Source organism: Streptomyces cavernae (assembly GCF_004023625.1).
GTDB lineage: Bacteria > Actinomycetota > Actinomycetes > Streptomycetales > Streptomycetaceae > Streptomyces > Streptomyces cavernae.
In genome coordinates this window covers 1-19029 of record NZ_RPDJ01000006.1, presented here as the reverse complement: position 1 = coordinate 19029, position 19029 = coordinate 1, and the positions used below count along the sequence as shown (strand labels likewise).

The window sequence follows — 19029 nt, the reverse complement described above, 5'->3', positions numbered from 1 at the left end:
GGGCCGCGGTGTGTTCCCTGGCGTACCGATCCTCCTCCGCTCCTCGGCCTGGCCGTGGCGGCATCGTCACACCCGCCCCAGCGCAGCCAGCACCCTCCGCCCCACCTCCCGCCCGATGGGCAGCGAGGCCGTGGCGGCCGGTGAGGGGGCGTTCAGGACGTGCACCGCCCGCGGCCCCTCCTCGATCAGGAAGTCGTCCACCAAGGTCCCGTCACGAAGAACGGCCTGGGCCCGCACTCCGGCCGGCGCGGGGACGAGGTCGTCCGGCGCGACGGCGGGCAGCAGCCGCCGCACCGCCTGTGTGAACGCGGCCCGGGACAGCGAGCGCCGGACCTCTCCGGCCCCGTAGCGCCAGTGCCGGCGCGCCATCCGCCACGCCCCCGGCCAGGCGAGCGCCGCCCCCAGCTCCCGGGGGCGCACGGTCCGCCACCCGTAGCCCTCGCGGGCCAGCGCCGGCACCGCGTTCGGCCCGACGTGGACGCCCCCGTCGATCCCGCGGGTCAGATGTACTCCGAGGAACGGGAACGCCGGGTCCGGAACCGGATACACCAGGCCGCGCACCAGTTCCGGCCGCCGCAGGGAGTAGTACTCGCCGCGGAAGGGGATGATCCGCGCCCCGGCGTCGTCCCCGGTCAGCCGCGCCACCTCGTCGCAGTGCAGCCCGGCGCAGTTCACCAGGACCCGTCCGCGCACCACGTCCCCGTCGGCCGTGCGGACGGCGACTCCGAGGTCGCGGCGACGGTCGACCTGTACGACGTCCGCCCCGTACCGGATCTCCGCCCCGGAGGACTCCGCCAGCTGCCGGGCCACCGCCGCGAAGTCGCAGATCCCGGTCGTGCCGACGTGGATCGCGGCGAGGCCCCGTACCTCCGGCTCGTACTCCGCGATCTGGGCGGGGCCCAGCTCCCGCACCGGGATGCCGTTCTCCCGGCCGCGCTGGACGAGGGAGTGCAGCCGGGGCAGCTCGGAGCGCTCGGTGGCGACGATCAGCTTGCCGGTGACGGCGTGGGCGATGCCGTACTCGGCGCAGAACTTGACCATCTCGGCGGCGCCCCGGACGGCGTAGCGGGCCTTGAGGGAGCCCGGTCGGTAGTAGATGCCGCTGTGGATCACTCCGCTGTTGCGGCCCGTCTGGTGGTGGGCGGGGCCCGGCTCCTTCTCCAGCACCGTCACCCGTGTGCCCGGCGCGGCCCGGGTGATCGCGTACGCCGTCGACAGACCGACGATCCCGCCGCCGATCACCAGCGCGTCACAGTCGTGAGCGATCTTCTGCCGCACCGTGTCCACCTCCCGGCTTCGATAGTGCACTGCGCCACTGACAGTGCGCTCAAACCCGTGGAACACGGCCGGTCACCTGGAGTCAATGCCCTGGCCCCCGAAGGCCCCGGAAGGCCCCGGCCCCCGAAGGAGGAGCCGGAGCCATGGGGACCCCTCTGCCGGAGCCATCGGCACGCCCAAGCCCGAATCACGGGCACCCCGAGCCCGGGCCATGGATACCCTGCGCCCGAACCATGGGCACCCCGAGCCCGGGCCATGGATACCCCCGCGCCCGAGCCACGGGACCCCTAAGCCGGAGCCATGAGCAGAGGCCTGGCCCGCTCCCGCAGCTCCACCACGCGTGGTTCGTCGCCGTACGGCTCCAGCCGGTGCAGGAGGTCCTTCACGTACTCGGTGGTGCGCGCCGAGGAGATGCGCCCGGCGACCTCCACCGCCCGTACGCCCTGCTCGCACGCCGCGTCCAGGTTGCCCGACTCCAGCTCGGCGACCGCCGACACCACCAGGCGCAGGCCGTGGGAGCGTACGAACTCCTCCGTCGGCTTCGACAGCGCCTGCTCGGTGAAGCGCCGCACCTGGCGCGGGGCCTTGAGGTCGCGGTAGCACTCGGCGGCGTCGGCGGCGAACCGGTCGTAGGAGTAGAAGCCGAGCCAGGACGGGTCGTTGTCGCCGTCGCGGGCCCGCTCCAGCCAGCTCTCGGCGGCCCGCAGGGCCCCTCCGGCCGCCTGTGCGTCACCGGCACGCGCGTGCGCGCGTGCCTCGACGAGGCGGAAGAAACTCATGGTGCGGGCCGTCGCCAGGCCCCGGTTGCGTTCCACGGCGGCCTGCGCGAGGTCGACGCCCTCGTCGCCGAAACCGCGATAGGTGGCCTGGAGCGACATGGAGGCGAGGACATAGCCGCCGAGGGGCACGTCCGCGGCCGCGCGGGCCAGCCGCAGCGCCTGGATGTAGTAGCGCTGGGCGGCCTCCTGTTGACCCGTGTCAAAAGCCATCCAGCCGGCGAGCCTGGTGAGTTCGGCGCTCGCACCGAACAGCGCCCGGCCCACCTCGTCCGAGTAGGAGCCCAGCAGCAGTGGCGCCGCCTCGACCCTCAAGCACTCGGGGACCATCGACGAACGCCAGTCGCCACCGCCGTACTTGGAGTCCCAGCGCCGGGCGTCCTCGGCGGCCTCGCGGAGCTTCAGCACATCGCTGTGGCCGACTTTCAGCGGCGAACCGCTGCCCTCGGCGGGCCCCACGTCACGCGCCACCGAACTGTCGGCCGGGGTTATCAGCCAACGTGACGCGGGCGTTGCGTACGCGCTCACCGCGAACGATCCGGCGAGCGACTGCCATATGCCGCCGCCGCCGGCCCGGCGCCCGGCGAGGTCGAGGCGGTACAGCTCGGTGGCCGACTTCACCGCCTGACCGACGTCCCTGGGGAAGGCGAGGCCGACCTCCGGTGCGGGATCCGCGTCCGCCAGTCCGATCTCGTGGAGCGGTACCGGGCGGCCGAGTTTCTGCCCGATGGCGGCCGCGATGAGGTGCGGGGCCGCACCCTGCGGCACCATGCCCTTCGACACCCAGCGCGCCACCGAGGTCTTGTCGTAGCGAAGTGTCAGACCGCGCTGTGCGCCAAGGTCGTTGACGCGACGGGCGAGGCCTGCGTTGCTGATTCCCGCGAGGGCGAGAACGGCGCCGAGTTTTTCGTTCGGCCCGCGTTGCTCCCTGGACATGCGCCACCCCTCGACACAGACGGCTGCCGCTCTGGCATAACCACGCGGCATTCGTAAACCCAGCGTAGTTCGCTGCATCCCAACCGTTAAGAGGCATAGTTCCGGATGGCGAGATTGTGGTCCGTGCGGAAGTACGGAGTGTTGCGGCGTGCTCCCGCTGTGTGGCCGTGCGCCCGTCCGTGCGCTCTTCTCCGGCCACGAGTGGAGCGCTTCGATTGCTCTTGCGTGGGTCGGCCCGCTGTACTGGATCCAGTGGGCTGGGGGACACCGCCGCCTCAATCCCCGCGGGCGGCGGACCAGTCCGGGAGGCGAGTCCCGCCTCCCGGACTGTGCGCTGCGCGGAGCCGGTACGGAGCGTGTTCGAATCCGGGCTCCTTCTGCTGATTTGGCCGAAAATCAACCCCTCCAAACGATGCCAATTGGCCCTCTCACCACGCCACTTGACGGCGCGTTGGGTGTTCACAGGGGGCGTATCAGGGGCGCATTCACGTCGCAGTTGCGATGTCCCACGCGTGCCTCGTCCCGATCGGGGGCATCTCCCAAGGGGCGCACTCCGGGGAGCGCAAGGGGCGCCACCGCCCCTCCCGTCCGCTTCCTTCGTGGCAGCATGGTGCCCAGTTCGTACGGTGCACTGGTTGTCCACAGCCTGTGGAGGCGGCGATGCGGTGGTTGGTGGGGTGGAGCAGTACCGCCGCGCAGGCGCCCGTGATCGGTGCGGCCGGCGCCACCGGGAGCGATGGCGAGACGGTGCACCCGGTGGGTTCCCAACTGCTGTGGGGCGACCCCGATCCGCTGTGGGCGGTCGGCGACTGGCGGCCCGACGAGGTCCGCGTCGTCAGGGCCGACGAGCAGACCCGCATAGCGGTCCTCGGCATCTGCGGCGCCTCCGACGAAGAGCTGCGCGTGGGCCTGTTCGCCGCCAGGGGAGGCGCACTGCGGCATCTGACCGCCTGGGCCGGCAGCTACACGGCCGTCGTCCAGGTCGGCCGGAGGATCACCGTCTGCGGCGACCTCGCAGGTGCCCGGCCCGTCTTCTACACGCCGTGGGCGGGTGGCACGGCCTATGCCACCGCCGCGCTCCCCCTCGCCGACCTCATCGAGGCGAACCTCGACTTCGGCCATCTCGCGGCCCTGCTCGCCGCCCCCGAGGTGCCGGCCGCCCTGCACGACTCGACCCCGTACGACGGGGTGCGCCGCATCCCCCCGGGACACGCGCTGATCCTGCGCAACGGCGCCCGGGAGATCGCCGGATACGAACCCGTCGCCTCCCTCGCCGTCGCCGCACCTCCCGCCGACGCCGACAGCGCCGTGGACGCCATACGCGACGCCCTGGTGGAGGCCGTACGGGCCCGGCTCGCCGCGCCCCGGCACGTGCCCGGAGCCGACATCGACCCCGGGCCGGTGCCCGGCATGGGACCCGCCGAGCGGCGCGCCGCGCGCGGGATGCCCGTCCCCGGCATCGGAGCCGACCTCTCCGGCGGACCCGCCTCCGGCACCCTCGCCCTGCTCGCCGCCGGTCTGCCCGGAATGCCGGGCACGGTCCTCGGGCACGGCACGGGCGCCGGTGAACGCCTCCTCGCGGTCACCTTCAACGACCTGGCCGTACGCGGCCGGGAAGCGGAACTCGAGCGCGCAGGCTCCCTCGCCGCCAACCCCCGGCTCCACCACGTGGTCGTCGCCGGGGGCGAGGAGACGCTCCCCTACGCCGAGTTGGAGGGCCCGCTCACCGACGAACCGGGCCCTTCCCTGGTGACCGCCGCCCGGCACCGGGCCCGGCTCGCCTCCGGAAGCGCCGACCACTTCACCGGCTACGGCGCCCGGCAGGTCCTCGACGCGCACCCCGCCCGCCTCGCCGACCTCCTCATGGACCGCCAACGCCGCCACCTCGTGCGCCCCGTCGCCGCGCTGGCGAAGGCCGAGGGTGGCTCCGTCATGGTGCCCGCGCGCGTCTACGCGGCCGCACGCAAACTGGCGCGCACGCCCTACAAGACCGGGATCGACACACTCGCCGACCGGTTGCTCCACCAGCGGCTCGACGAGCCCGGAGGCGCCGTCGGGGCGTCACTGGCCGCGCTCACCTGGGGCAGACCCGGGCCCGCGGCGCGCTGGCTGACCGGGGAGGCGCTGGCCGAAGTATCGGTTCGTCTGCACAGCGCGCTGGATCGTCCCGTGGTGGGTCCCGGACAGCGCCCCGGCGACTTCCGCGCCCGTGCCGCGCTGGCCCGGCACGCCGGAGACCTCCGCGTCCTGGAGCAGGCCGCGGAGATCCGCTTCCAGCGGCTGCACGCGCCGTTCCTCGACAACCAGGTCGTGCGGGCCTCCCGGGCGCTGCCCGAGGCCCTGCGGGTGCGGCCCGGGGCGCGCGCGGTGATCCTCCGCACGGTCCTGGAGGGGGCGGGCGTCGGCGAACTCCCCCCTGGGTGGGGCGCGCCCTCCAACGCCTCGTCCGCGGCCGCGGCGCGGGCCGGACTGCGGATGTCGGTGGACACCCTGATAGCTCTGTTCGACACGCCGTTGCTGGCACAGGCGGGGCTGGTCGAGGCCCGGGTGGTGCGCAAGGCGCTGCGGGGCGCGGCGGAGGGGGAGGCGCTGCCACTGGACGGGCTGGCGGATCTGGTGTCGCTGGAGCTGTGGTTGCAGCGTTTGCTGGCGCGGCGGGGGACGTGCTGGACGGGGATGCCGGCGCGGGCTCGGGCCGTTCCGGCGGGCATCACGCCTCGGCGGGGGGCGTTGGGCGCGGGGGCGCGGAGGGTTTGACCGGGCGGGGACAGGCCGCCTGCGTGTGGCGCGGTGCGCGACGGGGACAATGGGTGGGTGCGGTACAGGATCCTGGGGGTGGCCCGGGCCGAGGATGAGCGGGGGGCTCCCGTCGGGGTGGGAGGGCCCCGGCTGCGCGCTCTGCTCACGGCCCTCGCCCAGCGGGCGAACCACACCGCGGGCCGGCAGACACTTATCGACGAGGTGTGGCCCGACAGCCCGCCGCACGACGCCCCCGCCGCCCTCCAGGCCCTGATCGGCCGCCTCCGCAGGGCCCTCGGCAAGGACGCCATCACCTCGGAACCGGGCGGTTACCGCCTCGCCGCCCAGCCCGAAGACGTGGACCTCCACCGTTTCGAACGCCTCGCCCGTGACGGCAGGGCCGCCCTGGTCGCCGGCGCCCCCGAGGCAGCGGCCCGCACCCTGCGCGAAGCCCTCGGCCTCTGGTACGGGCCCGCCCTGGCCGACCTCCCCGACCGCACGGCGGCCGCCCGTCCCGAGGCACTGCGCCTGGAGGCGATCAGGGACCGGGTCGCGGCCGACCTGCTCTGCGGCCGAGCCCACGAGGTCATACCGGAGTTGATGGAACACACCGCGACACACCCGTACGACGAACCGCTGCACGCCCTCCTCATCCGGGCCCTCCACACGACGGGCCGCACCGCGGACGCCCTCGGCGCCTACGAGGAACTGCGCCGGACCCTCGCCGACACCTTCGGCACGGACCCCGGGCCGGAACTACGGGCACTGCACGCGGAGTTGCTCCGCCCGGAGGCACGGCTTCCGGAGGCGCGGTCCCCGGAGGCGCGGTCTCTGGAAGCACGGCCCCTGGCAGTACGGTCCCCGGAAGCGCGGTTCCTGGGATCACGGCCTCTGGCAGCACGGTCTTCGGAAGCACGGCCCCCCGAAGCCCGGCCCCGGACAACGCGCCCCAGTACAACGGTTGACGGGGCCGGGCCCCGTCAACGGCGGAGCGGCGGCGTCACGCCGACGTGGGGCTCCGACGCGGGTCCGGCGGCCCGGCGGAACGGCAACCTCCGTCCGCGGCTTACCTCTTTCGTGGGCCGGGAACCCGAACTCGCCGCCATCCGCTCAGACCTGCGCAAAGCCCGCCTCGTCACGCTCACCGGACCGGGCGGCTCGGGGAAGACCCGCCTCGCCGAGGAAGCCGCCGCCGTGCTGGAGCAGGCATGGCTGGTCGAACTGGCCCCGCTCGACCGTCCGGAGGCGGTGACGGATGCGGTCGTCAGCGCCCTCGGCCTGCGCGAGACCGTGCTGATGACAGGCGACCTGGCCGTTCCACAGGACGACCCGATCGCCCTGCTCGTCGAGTACTGCGCCCCGCGCAGCCACCTGCTGATCCTCGACAACTGCGAACACGTCATCGACGCGGCGGCCGAACTCGCCGAGACACTGCTGACGCACTGCCCCGGCCTCACCGTCCTCGCCACCAGCCGGGAACCCCTGGGCGTGCCAGGCGAGAGCGTGCGCCCGGTCGAGCCCCTGCGACCCGACTCGGCGCACCGGCTGTTCATGGAGCGCGCGGCGGCGGTCCGTCCCGACGCCGGGGAACTCCACGACCCGGAGGCGGTCGACGAGATCTGCCGCCGGCTCGACGGTCTGCCCCTGGCCATCGAACTCGCCGCCGCGCGGCTGCGGTTGCTCACCCCACGGCAGATCGCCGACCGGCTCGACGACCGCTTCCGGCTGCTCACCTCCGGGAGCCGTACGGTGCTGCCCCGCCAGCAGACGCTCCGCGCGGTCGTCGACTGGTCCTGGGACCTGCTCGACGAGCGGGAGCGGACGGCGCTGCGCGAGGTCTCCGTGTTCGCCGGCGGCTGGGACCTCACGGCGGCTGAGGCGGTGTGCAGCGGTCCCGCGGCCGACCTCCTGGGTGCGCTCGTCGACAAGTCCCTGATCGTGGCGGCCCCGTGCGAGCGCGGGCGGAGCGGTATGCGCTACAGCATGCTGGAGACGATCCACGAGTACGCCACCGAGCGCGCGGCCGAGGTCCCAGAGCTGCGTACCGCGGCCGAGCGGCGGCACCGCGACTGGGTCCTCGCCCTGGTGGAGGAGGCCGATCCCCGACTGCGTTCGGCCGACCAACTCCCTTGGATCCAGCGCCTGGAGAGGGAGCTGGACAACATCCGCACCGCCCTGCTGCGCGCGACGTCCTCCGGCGACGAGCAGACGGCGGCCCAACTCGCCCTCGCCACGGGGTGGTTCTGGTGGCTGCGCAATTTCCGCCGGGAGGCCACGGAGTGGGTGAACCAGATCCTGCTCCTGGGAGCTGACGCGGACGCGGCCGCCCGGGACGGACGGCCGCTGGAGCGGGAGCGGAATCCGGCGCCGGACGCGAGGACCGGGTCGGACGCGGGTGCGGTGCCGGGCCCACAGGCGGAAGCGGGACCGCGGTCGCCGGATGCGGGGAACGTCTCCGCGACATCGTTCGGCGGGTTCGCCGCGATGAACGCCTTCCTCGACCATCCCGAGCCCGTCTCGCACCCCCGGTACCGGGCGCGTATGCAGCTGCGGCTGCTGCATCTCTTCCTGGTCGCAGAGGCGGGTGCGATCGGGGTGCCGGAGGACGCACGGGCGCGGGAGTACGTCGGGCGCGTACGGGCGGCTTTCGAGCGGCAGGGACCGGACTCGGCCAGGTTTCCGGGACTGATGTGGCCACTGACCGCGTACATCCTGGACGGCCCGACGGCTGTCCGGCCGCTCGTCGACGCCGCGATCGAGAACTGCCGCCGCCACGGAGACGACTGGAGTGTCGGCGTCAGCCTGATGTTCCGTACCCACATGGCCATGGACACCACGCCGGGCGGTGCGCACGGAGTGGACGACGACGTGGCCGAACTGCGGGCCATCAGCGCCAGGACCGGAGACCGCTGGTTGCGCGCGCAGGTGTGCGGAACGGCCGGAGAGGTGGCGTTGGCACACGGTCGCTTCGACGAGGCGAAGACGGAGTACGAGGAGGCGCTCCGGCTCGCCTACGAGGTGGGCGCGCTCGCCGAGGCACCGATCCTGCTGGCCCGCCTCGCCGAGATGGCGTACTACGCGGGCGACCGGGACGGTGCGCTGACCGCGCTGGACGAGGCGAGCGCGGCGGCGGAGCGTCATGGCGTGGCGGACTCCCGGGCCTTCGTCCGGCTGATGCACGCCCAGCTGGCCTTGGACGACGGGCAGATCGCCCGGGCCCGTGAGCTGTGTGACCAGGCGCGGGCCGAACTCGTACGAGGCACACCGCCGCCGCAGTTCATCGCAGGGCTGAACGGGCTGGGCGCGCTGATCACGGCCGCCGAGTCGCAGCCGGAGCGAGCGCTGGCGCAGATGAGGGACGCGCTGAGCGAGGCGGTCGAGAGCCGCTGCTCGGATGTGATCACGGCGGGGCTGGTCGACGGTGCCGTGCAGATCCTCAGCCGCCTCGGTGACCATGCGCGCGCGAGCCGGCTGCTGGCCGCCGCGACCGCTCGGCGGGACGGCCACCCGCTCCCGATGCCCCAGCGCAGGGCGCTCCGGAGAGCCGAGGAGGCCGCGATCACGGCGCTGGGACGCTCACGGTTCGAGGCCGAGCGCGCGGCGGGAGCCGCCCTTGCCACCGGCGACGTGCTGCGGGAGATCGACGGACGTCTCGCTCGGCTTCCTTCCGCGGTCCCGGCCGCGGACGGCTGAACCCTTCGATTTCGTCTCGCCGGGCCGCGTCGCCGGATCCGGCCCGGGGCGTGGGGCGCGAGTGGAGCCCCCGCCTCCGGGCGGCTTGCGACCCTCACGGCCGACGGGCGGCGGGAGCGCGGGTGCACCGTCTTTCTTCTTCGGGCGCGGGGCCCCTTTCTCAGGGCGCGGGGCCGCCCCCTTCTTCCGGTTCGGGGCCCCCTTCTTCGGGTGGGGGACCGCTTTCTTCTTCGGGTGCGGGGCCGCTCCCTTCTTCGGGTGCGGGGCCCGCGGGCCGCCGTCCTTGACCTGGGGGACGGCCGGTCCGCCGCCCTCGACCAGCGGGGACCGTCCGTTCCGGTCCTTCTTCCGCTTCCCGGCGGGGGAACGGTCCCGGCCGTGGTCGTGGCCCGCATCGCCGTCGGCGGCCGATGCGCCGCCGGGCGAGGGGCAGTCGCCCTCGGGCCTGCCCGGGGCCCCGGCAGCCCCGGCAGCCCCCGCACCTTCGGCGATCGACGGGCCGCGACGCGCCTTGCCCGCCGCAGGGGTGTCCTCACCGCCCGCGGGTGAGCCCACCTCGGTGGTGTCCCCACCGACCTCGGAGGAGTTCTCGACGACTTCGGGGGCGTCCTCACCGGTCCCGTGGACGGACTTCGGCTTCGCGGCCGGTTCGCCGTGCCCGGCCGGTGCCCGACCGTTTTCAGCGAGCAGCTTCCCCCGCCCGGTGACGTGTCTGGTGGGAGCGAGTCCCCGCCCGTTCCGGTCGGAGACCACCGAAGCGGACGGTCCCGGAGGCAGCGGCCGTGCCGCCGCGGGGGCGCGAACCCGCTCCGTCGCACAGGGCGCCGATAAGTCGCTCGGTCCGCGCTCCGCACGTCCGGCGTCGGACTTCTCCCGTGCTGCCTCGGGGTTCCTCCTGGGCGGCAGCGGGAGCCGGGCCCGTCCGGGTCCGTCCGGCTGCGTCACCGGCGGCCCGGCGTGCGCTCGCCCCGGGGGACTGTCCCTGGTCGCCAGCGAAAGCACCATCGCGGCGGCGGTCACCGCCACGACGCTCGCCGCCACCCCCGCCTTCGCGGGGATTCCCAGCCCTTGCGAGATCAGCGACCGGCCGCCCGCCACGGCGGGACCACCGCCCGGCACAACACAGACACCCGCGCCGCCGGCTGCCGCGCTTCCGGCCGCTGTGCCGCCGACCGCCGCGCTTCCGGCCGCCGTGCCGCCTGCTGCCGCGCTTCCGGTCACCGCGCCGCCGCTTCCGGTCACCGCGCCGCCGGCCGCCGTGCCGCCGGCTGCTGCCCCGCTCACCGCGCCCCCGCTCACCGCGCCCCCGGCCACCGCGCCCACGGAACCGCCGACGAGTGCCGCGACCTTTCCGTACCCGGCGGTGCCGAACCAGCCGATCACCGCGATCGGTACCACAGCAGGGATCCCCACGGCCACGTCCTCGATCTGGCGCGCCGCCAGCCGGCACTTGGCACACTCCGCCAGGTGCTTGCGCAGTCCCCGCTCTGCTCGGGTGCGCAGGCTGCCGCGGGCGTAGGCGCCGAGCCGGTCGGCGTAGCCGGCGCAGTCCGCGTCGGTGGCGAGGGCGGCGCTGACGTGGGCCTGGAGATAGGCCTGCTTGAGACCCTCGCGGGCCCGGCTGGCGAGCACGCGCGTTCCGTTGGCGTCCAGGCCGAACAGGGTGGCGACCTCGCTCGGCGACTCGTCCTCGACCTCGGTGTGCCACAGCACGGCCTGCCAGCGCTCCGGCAGCGAACGGAACGCCCGCATGGCCAGGGACTTCTCGGCGGCGTGCATCGCACGCACGTCCGCGCCCGGTGCGCGTACGTCCGCGCCGGGGCCGAGCCGGCCGTCGTCGGGGCAGTCGCGCGTGGACTGGGCGGCGAAGACCGCGAAGTCGTCGATCAGTTGCTCGCGCTTCGCGGACGTCGTCCAGTGCGCCGCGACGCGTCGTACGGAGGTGAGCAGATACGCGCGCACGGCGTGCTTGGGGCCCGAGCCGCCGCGCACCGCCTGCAACATGCGGGCGAAGACCTCGGCGGTGAGGTCGTCGGCCGTGTGCGCGTCACGGCAACAGGTGTGCGCGTAGCGGCGCACCGCGCCCTCGTGGCGCCGGTACAGCTCCTCGTACGCCGTGTCGTCGCCAGACCGCATCCGCTCGATCAGGTCGCCGTCCGACGGCGGCGGCACATGTTCCGTACGTCCCTCGCGCTGTGCGGGGACGGTCACGATGCCGTCGTCGGCCGAGATGCCCGAGGCGCCCGGTCTCGGCGCCCGCCCTACGGCCCCGGGGACGCAGAGCGCCTCCTCCTGCGACTCCTCCCGCCCGTCAACGCCCATCGAGGACAGCCCCTGCCTGCACATACGACCCGAACACCGGGAAAGACTGCCATACGATTCCCCGGCATCCCCTCGCCCGAACGGGCCAACCACTCGTCCGAGCGGCTCCGCCCTGCGGTGCGTGTGATTCACCCGTTGGTGGAGCCTCTCCCTGCCCGACCGCGCTTGGCATCGCTCGAACAGAGGAGCCCATGGAGACGCACGGAGCAGGGCCGGGGGGGGCCCCCCGGGGGGGGGGGGGGGGGGCCCCCCCCCGGGGGGGGGGGGGGGGGGGGGCGGGGCCCCCCCCGCCCCGGGGGCCCCCCCCGGCCCGTGCTCCGTGTGGCCGGTGTGGTCGCTGCGGTGCCCACCCGGAGCCGACGGTCAGGACGGCCGCGAGCGCAGGCCCTCCAGCAGGATGTCCAGCAACCGCGCCGAGGCCGCCGCCTGCTGCGCCGCGTCCGGCAGCGACGGCGCCGCCGTGGCGATCACCAGCAGGACGTCGGACACCGTGACGTCCGGACGCAGTTCGCCCGCCGCCCGGGCCCGGTCGACGAGCCGGCCGACGACCTCGAGCAGCTCGGCCGCGCCCGCGTCGTCCGCGACCACCCCCTCCTCGCTCGACGGTGTCCGCTGTTCGACCAGCCGCAGTTCCGGCCCGGCGGGCCGGTGCGGCGCGACCCGCGTCTCGTCCCGTACGGCCACCGAGTCGTCGGCGACGCCGACCCGCAGCACCTGCGGCGGCAGCAGCCGCCCCGCGCCCGAGGCGACCGACGTCCGCAGGAAACGCGAGAGCGCCGACCACGGCTCGTCCTCCTGACCGAGCGCCGCCCGTGCCTGGTCGGTCAGCCGAGAGGTCTCCTCCTCGGCTATCCGCCGCACCAGCACGTCCTTGCTCGGGAAGCGCCGGTAGACCGTGCCGACCCCGACCCGGGCCCGGCGTGCCACGTCCTCCATCGGCGCGCCGTATCCCAGCTCGCCGAAGACCTCCCGTGCCGCGCGCAGTACGTGCTCGAGGTTGCGCTGGGCGTCGACGCGCAGCGGTGTGCTGCGTGAGCCGTCCCGGCCGTTCATGCTCGTCGTACCGACCGTTGCCCCGGAACCGAGTGCCGTGCCGGAACCGAGCGTGGATGCGGACGACCAATGAGTGTCCTGAATGTGCATAACGTTCCCCCGGTAATGACGTCTCCCCCCGGAGACTCTCCCCGCCATTGGAAGTCGGAGCACGCGGATCATGCATTGCGTGCAGGCCCGTCCCCCGAACCCGCCGAGTGCATCCCCCTACACTCCGACGACACACGAACATAGTTGAGCCAGGGTCAATTCAGAAGGGGCAGGTTCCGCACGGCGTGCCCCCCGATCGGACCACGAGCCGCATGTGTCCCGATTGCGCCAATCTCCATACCCCCCACATCCCGACTGACCTGCGGATTTTTCCGGAGCTTGGGAGATTCGGCCAACCCTGTGGACCGAAGAGTTCCGGTCACACAAATTGCCGGGACTGTGGACAAACGCCGGAGCCGGGTGCGTCATGGGATGGTGAAGGAACCTGTGCGCATTCTCATGGTCGGCGGCGGCTACGTCGGGATGTACACCGCGCTGCGGCTCCAGCGGAAGCTCAAAGCGGAGCTGAGGAGCGGCGAGGTGGAGATCGTCGTGGTCACACCCGACCCGTACATGACCTATCAGCCGTTCCTGCCGGAAGCGGCCGCCGGCTCGATCTCGCCACGTCACGTCGTCGTACCGCTGCGCCGCGTCCTCGACCAGTGCCGGATCCTGATCGGCGAGGCCACCGCCATCGACCACGCCAAGCGCACCGCGACCCTCACCACGCTCGCCACCGAAGAGGAGGGCACCGGCTCGATCCGGATGACCTACGACGAACTGGTCCTCGCGCCCGGCTCCATCTCGCGCACCCTCCCGATCCCCGGTCTCGCCGAGTACGCGATCGGCTTCAAGACCGTCGAGGAGGCCATCGGCCTGCGCAACCACGTCATCGAACAGATGGACATCGCCTCCTCCACCCGCGACCCCGCCATCCGTGACGCGGCGCTGACCTTCGTCTTCGTCGGCGGCGGCTACGCGGGCGTCGAGGCGCTCGGCGAACTGGAGGACATGGCCCGCTACGCCGCGCGCTACTACCACAACGTCACGCCCGCCGACATGAAGTGGATCCTCGTCGAGGCCAGCGACCGCATCCTGCCCGAGGTGGGCGAGGAGATGGGCCGCTACACCGTCCGCGAACTGCGCCGCCGCAACATCGACGTCCGGCTGGAGACCCGCCTGGAGTCCTGCGAGGACCGGATCGCCGTCCTCAGCGACGGAGCCCGCTTCCCGACCCGCACGGTCGTGTGGACCGCCGGCGTGAAACCGCACCCCATCCTCGCCGCCAGCGATCTGCCGCTGAACGAGCGCGGCCGCCTCAAGTGCACCGCCGAGCTGACCATCGAGGGCGTAGAACACGCGTGGGCCGCCGGCGACGCCGCCGCCGTCCCCGACGTCACCGCCGGCGAGCCCGGCAGAGAGACCGCGCCCAACGCCCAGCACGCGGTCCGCCAGGCCAAGACCCTCGGCGACAACATCGCCCGCTCACTGCACGGCCAACCGCTCGAGACCTACGCCCACTCCTACGCCGGCTCCGTGGCCTCGCTGGGGCTGCACAAGGGCGTCGCACACGTCTACGGGCGCAAACTCAAGGGCTATCCCGCCTGGTTCATGCACCGCGTCTACCACCTCAGCCGGGTGCCGACCTTCAACCGCAAGGCCCGCGTGCTCGCCGAATGGACGCTGTCGGGTCTGTTCAAACGGGAGATCGTTTCCCTGGGCTCACTCGAACATCCCCGTGCGGAGTTCGAACTTGCGGCCGGTGGAAAGCCCCCGCACCACCCGAAGGGGTCGTCCTGACCGGAGCTCGGAACTCCGCCGTAACACGCGACGTCTGACGGATGCCGTTCCGGTCGGCCAGACTGGTCCCTGACCATGGGCGGGCCGCATGTTGAATCGCCCGCCCCTTGACCTCCACGAGGCTTGTCCCACAGTGAACTTCACGCGCTGGAGCGCCCGGCTCCCCGGAACGCAGCGCCGCGCCGCAGCGCGGACCGACCACGGCGTCTCCCCGGCACCACGAGTGGACTCCGTACCCGCCGCCCGCGCCGAACAGCTGACCGGCGACGAATCGCTCGGCCCCATGGTCGAGAACCTGCCGGTCCGCGAGGTCCTCGACCGCATCCCCGCCCTCGTCGCCCTGGTGCACGGCCCCGAGCACCGCATCGCCTACGTCAACGACGCCTATGCGGCGGCCTTCGGCGTCCGACCGCCCGGCGCGCCCGCCCGCGAGGCACTCCCCGAACTCCGGACCCTCGGCCTGCTCCCGCTGCTCGACCAGGTCCTGCGCAGCGCCAAGCCCCGCACCGTCAAGTCGCGCAAGGCGCCCGACGGGCGCTCGTACACCTTCACCTGCACCCCCGTCACCCTTGAGGGTGAAGGTGTCCTGATCTTCGCCGCCGACGTCACCGACCACGCCGAGGCCGCCGAACGGCTGCGCGCCAGCGAGCGCACCCAGCGCGAGACCGCCGTCACCCTTCAACGCTCCCTGCTGCCGCAGGAACTGGAGCAGCCCGACGACCTGCGCATCGCGGCCACGTACCACCCCGGAGGTACGGAGACAGCGGTCGGCGGCGACTGGTACGACGTGATCACCCTCGGCGGTGGTCGCACGGCCCTCGTCATCGGCGACGTCATGGGGCGCGGGGTGCGCGCCGCGGCCGTCATGGGCCAACTGCGCACCGCGGTCCGCGCGTACGCCCGCCTGGACCTGCCGCCGCACGAGGTGCTGCAACTGCTGGACGGCCTGGCCGCGGAGATCGACGCCAACCAGATCGCCACCTGCGTCTACGCCGTCCACGACCCCAACGAGGGCCGCCTGGTCTACGCGTCCGCCGGCCACCTCCCGATCCTGGTGCGGGACGAGACCGGCCATGTCCTGCGCGCCGACGAACCCACCGGACCGCCGCTCGGCACCGGCGGCTGGATGCACACCTCGGGTTCCGTGCCGCTCGGCCCCGGCTCCACCGCGGTCCTCTACACCGACGGCCTGGTCGAGCGCCGCGACGAGGACCTCGACGAGGGGATCGCCGCCCTGGAGCACGCCCTCGTCGACGCCACCGGCACACCCCAGGTGGTCTGCGACCGACTGGTCCGGGCGGCGGGCGTCAAGGCCGACCACGACGACGACGTCGCCGTCCTCGTCCTCCAGCACCCGGCCCGCACCGGCCCCGACGGAGAACTCTTCCGCAACGCCGCCCTGGAACTGCTCGGCGGTGTGGAAGCGGCACCCCGCGCGCGTGCCTTCGCCTCCGGCGTCCTGACGAGCTGGCGCTTCCCCAGGGAGCTCCATGACCTGGGTGTCCTCGCGGCCAGTGAACTGGTAGCCAACTCCCTGCAGCACGGCACCCCGCCGATGCGGCTGCGCCTGCGCCGCACCGACCGCCGGCTGATCATCGAGGTGACGGACGGCGACGACCACCTGCCGCGCCGCCGCAGGGCCGAACCGGGCGACGAGAACGGCCGCGGTATCGCCATCATCGCCACGATCGCCTCCAACTGGGGCGCACGACGGGTGCCGGACGGCGGCAAGGCCGTGTGGTGCGAGTTCGCGTTGCCGAAGGAGACCTGAGCGGCGGCGACCCGGCTGACGAGCTTTCGCGCCGACCCTGCTGAGAGCCGTCCGACCGGACCGGGTTGCCCTCGGTCCGCCGGACGCGATGACCGTCAGGCGCGGGACGACAGCTCCGCCGGTGTCCCGCCCCGGGCCACCACACGGCTGGGCGCCGACGACGGCTGGTTCTGCAGGGATGTCAGCTGCCGCCCCAGCCGTATCGCCAGGACGCTGATGCCCAGGGACATGAGCAGGAAGGTCACGATGTACGGCGCGTGCAGGGAGGCTCCCAGCGGTCCGCCCACCGCGGGCCCGACGGCCAGCGCGAGCTGCTTCACCAGGGCGAAGGCGGAGTTGTACTGCCCCGCCATCCCGTCCGGTGCCAGATCGGCGACCAGCGGGGCGACGGTCGGCGACAGCATCGCCTCACCGAGCCCGAACAGCGCGTACGTGGACACGAACGCCGCGGTCGCCATGGTCTGTCCGGCGTTCGCCAGGCCCGCGTATCCGGCGGTCAGCCAGGCGAGGGCCCAGATCAGCCCGACGGCGGCGATCACCCGGGAGCGCCTGCGGCGCTCGACGAACCTCAGCACCGCGAACTGCGCCACCACGATCACCGCGGTGTTCGCCGCCAGCGCCGTACCGAGCGCGGAGGTGGATATCCCGGCCGCCTCGACGCCGTACGCACTGAGTCCCGACTCGAACTGGCCGTAGCAGGCGAAGAACAGCACGAACCCCAGCACACACAGCTGCACCATGGCCCGGTTCCTCAGCAGCTGACGCCAGCTGCCCCTGCCCTTCGTGACCGAACCCGCGATCCGCGGTGCCTGCGGCACCCGGACCGTTGCCATGATCACGACGAGCACCAGGAACATCGCCGCCTCGATCGCGAACAGCAGCGTGAAGGAGCTCGCGCGAGAGGCGTCCACAAGATGGCCGCCGATCAGACCGCCCACACCGAGCCCGAGGTTCTGCAGAAAGAACTGCGTCGCGAAGGCCCGCGAGCGGGTGCCCGCCGGCGAGCAGTCCACGATCATCGTCGCGAGCGCGGGCTGCATCACGGCCTGCCCCGCACCGAGCGCCCCCGCCGACAGCAGCACCGCCGCCGCTGTGCTCGCCACGCCCAGACTGAGCGCACCGAGGGCGGCCGTGAGCAGGGCGGCGATCAGCACCGGCAGGGGGCCGCGCCGGACGATGGCCCGCCCGGCGAAAGGCAGCACGATCAACGCGGCCACGGCGAAGACGGCGAGTACGAGACTCGCGGTCATGGCACCCAGGTCCCGCACCTGTGCCACATAGACGTACAGATACGGGACGGTGAAGCCGAGGCCGAAGGCACTGAGTCCGTTGCCCACATGAATCCGGCGCATCACCGCGCCCACCCCCCTCGTCACGTTCACCTTCCTCAGGACTGAAGTCTGAAGACTTCGAAGCTAAAACTTAAGACTCTGAACAGTACACCTCGAAGGACTTCGACGCCAAGCGCCTGCATGTCATACTTCGGCCATGGGCGACACCCCTGGCGTCGAGGAGCCGACGCTCGAAGAGCAGATCGCGGTCTACCAGCGGGAGTTCAAGGATCTCGATCCCCAGGTGGAGAAGATCGTCTCGGCCCTCGGTCGCCTCAACCGCCGGATGAACGTCGCCTACGGCCGCCAGACCGCCAACCTCGGTATCAGCAACGCCGAGTGGGAGGTCCTCAAGGCCCTCGTCCTCTCCGGCCCGCCCTACCGCATGGGCCCCAGTGACCTCGCGAAGCGCCTCGGCCTGACGCCGGCCGCGATGACCCATCGCATCGACCGCATGGTGACCGAGGGGCTCGTGACCCGGGAGCGCGACGGGAACAACCGGGTGCGAGTCATCATTGAACTGACGACGGGCGGCCGCGAGAAGTGGCTCGAGGCGATGCGCAAGGCCAGCGTCTTCGAAGAGGACCTGCTCCAGGACCTCACTCCGGTGGAACGCACCACACTGGGCGAGGTCCTGACCCGGCTGCTGCGCCGGGTGGAGGACTCCCAGCCGGACGCAGGGGGGCGGCTCAGCGACCTCGACTGAAGCCCGGCCCGAGAGGCCGTCCGAAGTCGCAGGTCAGGGGTTGTTGACATCACCCCGCTGAGTCCGTAAAGTACTTCGAGTTGCCACGGGGCCGTAACGGTTCTGCGGCAGCACTCCCGCCGCTCAAGCGGCAAACCAAACCACCAGCACGATCTCCCAACGGGGTCGAATTCGGCATGCCTGAATTCAATTCCGTGGATGCGATTGCAGAGGCGATTATGAATCGCCGGGAGAATCCGCTAAGGTTTGAGACGTCGGAACGGCCCAGCGGCCGCAAAGACAACCCAGTCCGACTGGGAATCGGGTCCGAAAGGATCTGATAGAGTCGGAAACGCAAGACCGAAGGGAAGCGCCCGGAGGAAAGCCGCGAGAGAGTCTCTCGGGTGAGTACAAAGGAAGCGTCCGTTCCTTGAGAACTCAACAGCGTGCCAAAAGTCAACGCCAGATATGTTGATACCCCGTCCATCGATTGATGGTCGAGGTTCCTTTGAAGAAATACACAGCGAGGACGCTGTGAACGGCCGGGCTTATTCCGCCCGGCGGTTCCGCTCTCGTGATGTGTGACCGGGATGACCCGGAAAGCATTCACGGAGA

The 19029-nt window shown here is 72.6% G+C and carries 10 protein-coding genes; 5 read left to right on the top strand and 5 right to left on the bottom strand.

Going from position 1 to position 19029, the window contains the following annotated elements:
- Nucleotides 1–66: 66 nt before the first annotated feature.
- Entirely contained in the window at nt 67–1278 is a 1212-nt protein-coding gene (lhgO, locus tag EF387_RS16535; RefSeq protein WP_420802580.1) for an L-2-hydroxyglutarate oxidase, read from the bottom strand.
- Between the two features lie 287 nt (nt 1279–1565).
- On the bottom strand, nt 1566–2990 hold the full coding sequence (locus EF387_RS16530) for an NsdA family TPR-like regulatory protein (protein ID WP_128377338.1): 1425 nt from the start codon (nt 2988–2990) through the stop codon (nt 1566–1568).
- A 660-nt stretch (nt 2991–3650) separates the two neighbouring features.
- Between EF387_RS16530 and EF387_RS16525 the strand changes: the two genes are divergently transcribed.
- The gene (locus tag EF387_RS16525; protein ID WP_128377337.1) at nt 3651–5747 is read left to right on the top strand and encodes an asparagine synthase-related protein; all 2097 of its coding nucleotides are present in this window, start codon (nt 3651–3653) and stop codon (nt 5745–5747) included.
- 57 nt (nt 5748–5804) lie between these two features.
- On the top strand, nt 5805–9422 hold the full coding sequence (locus EF387_RS16520; RefSeq protein ID WP_202918292.1) for an AfsR/SARP family transcriptional regulator: 3618 nt from the start codon (nt 5805–5807) through the stop codon (nt 9420–9422).
- Here EF387_RS16520 and EF387_RS48360 read toward each other — a convergent pair.
- Together EF387_RS48360 and EF387_RS16510 are read right to left on the bottom strand one after the other, a co-directional pair.
- Nucleotides 9306–11744, bottom strand: a complete 2439-nt coding sequence (locus EF387_RS48360) for a sigma-70 family RNA polymerase sigma factor (protein ID WP_238431555.1) — start codon at nt 11742–11744, stop codon at nt 9306–9308. The genes EF387_RS16520 and EF387_RS48360 overlap by 117 nt on opposite strands.
- 363 nt (nt 11745–12107) lie before the next feature.
- The gene (locus tag EF387_RS16510) at nt 12108–12887 is read right to left on the bottom strand and encodes a TetR/AcrR family transcriptional regulator (protein ID WP_128377336.1); all 780 of its coding nucleotides are present in this window, start codon (nt 12885–12887) and stop codon (nt 12108–12110) included.
- Between the two features lie 372 nt (nt 12888–13259).
- Here EF387_RS16510 and EF387_RS16505 point away from each other — a divergent pair, with 372 nt between their 5' ends.
- Nucleotides 13260–14627 carry an NAD(P)/FAD-dependent oxidoreductase gene (locus EF387_RS16505; protein ID WP_128377335.1) on the top strand — a complete coding sequence of 456 codons (1368 nt, stop codon included), beginning with the start codon at nt 13260–13262 and terminating at the stop codon, nt 14625–14627.
- A gap of 133 nt (nt 14628–14760) precedes the next feature.
- The gene (locus tag EF387_RS16500; protein WP_128377334.1) at nt 14761–16398 is read left to right on the top strand and encodes an ATP-binding SpoIIE family protein phosphatase; all 1638 of its coding nucleotides are present in this window, start codon (nt 14761–14763) and stop codon (nt 16396–16398) included.
- Between the two features lie 95 nt (nt 16399–16493).
- Here EF387_RS16500 and EF387_RS16495 read toward each other — a convergent pair whose 3' ends face one another.
- The gene (locus EF387_RS16495) at nt 16494–17762 is read right to left on the bottom strand and encodes an MFS transporter (protein WP_128377635.1); all 1269 of its coding nucleotides are present in this window, start codon (nt 17760–17762) and stop codon (nt 16494–16496) included.
- Nucleotides 17763–17886: 124 nt separating this feature from the next.
- Here EF387_RS16495 and EF387_RS16490 point away from each other — a divergent pair, with 124 nt between their 5' ends.
- Nucleotides 17887–18435, top strand: a complete 549-nt coding sequence (locus tag EF387_RS16490; RefSeq protein WP_128377333.1) for a MarR family winged helix-turn-helix transcriptional regulator — start codon at nt 17887–17889, stop codon at nt 18433–18435.
- Nucleotides 18436–19029 lie beyond the last annotated feature (594 nt).

Bases quoted from the DNA above. Each gene is read 5' to 3' on its own strand.
- EF387_RS16505 (WP_128377335.1), top strand. From the start codon at position 13,260: ATGGTGAAGGAACCTGTGCGCATTCTCATGGTCGGCGGCGGCTACGTC.
- EF387_RS16525 (WP_128377337.1), top strand. From the start codon at position 3,651: ATGCGGTGGTTGGTGGGGTGGAGCAGTACCGCCGCGCAGGCGCCCGTG.
- EF387_RS16510 (WP_128377336.1), bottom strand. From the start codon at position 12,887: ATGCACATTCAGGACACTCATTGGTCGTCCGCATCCACGCTCGGTTCC.
- EF387_RS48360 (WP_238431555.1), bottom strand. From the start codon at position 11,744: ATGGGCGTTGACGGGCGGGAGGAGTCGCAGGAGGAGGCGCTCTGCGTC.
- EF387_RS16530 (WP_128377338.1), bottom strand. From the start codon at position 2,990: ATGTCCAGGGAGCAACGCGGGCCGAACGAAAAACTCGGCGCCGTTCTC.
- EF387_RS16490 (WP_128377333.1), top strand. From the start codon at position 17,887: ATGGGCGACACCCCTGGCGTCGAGGAGCCGACGCTCGAAGAGCAGATC.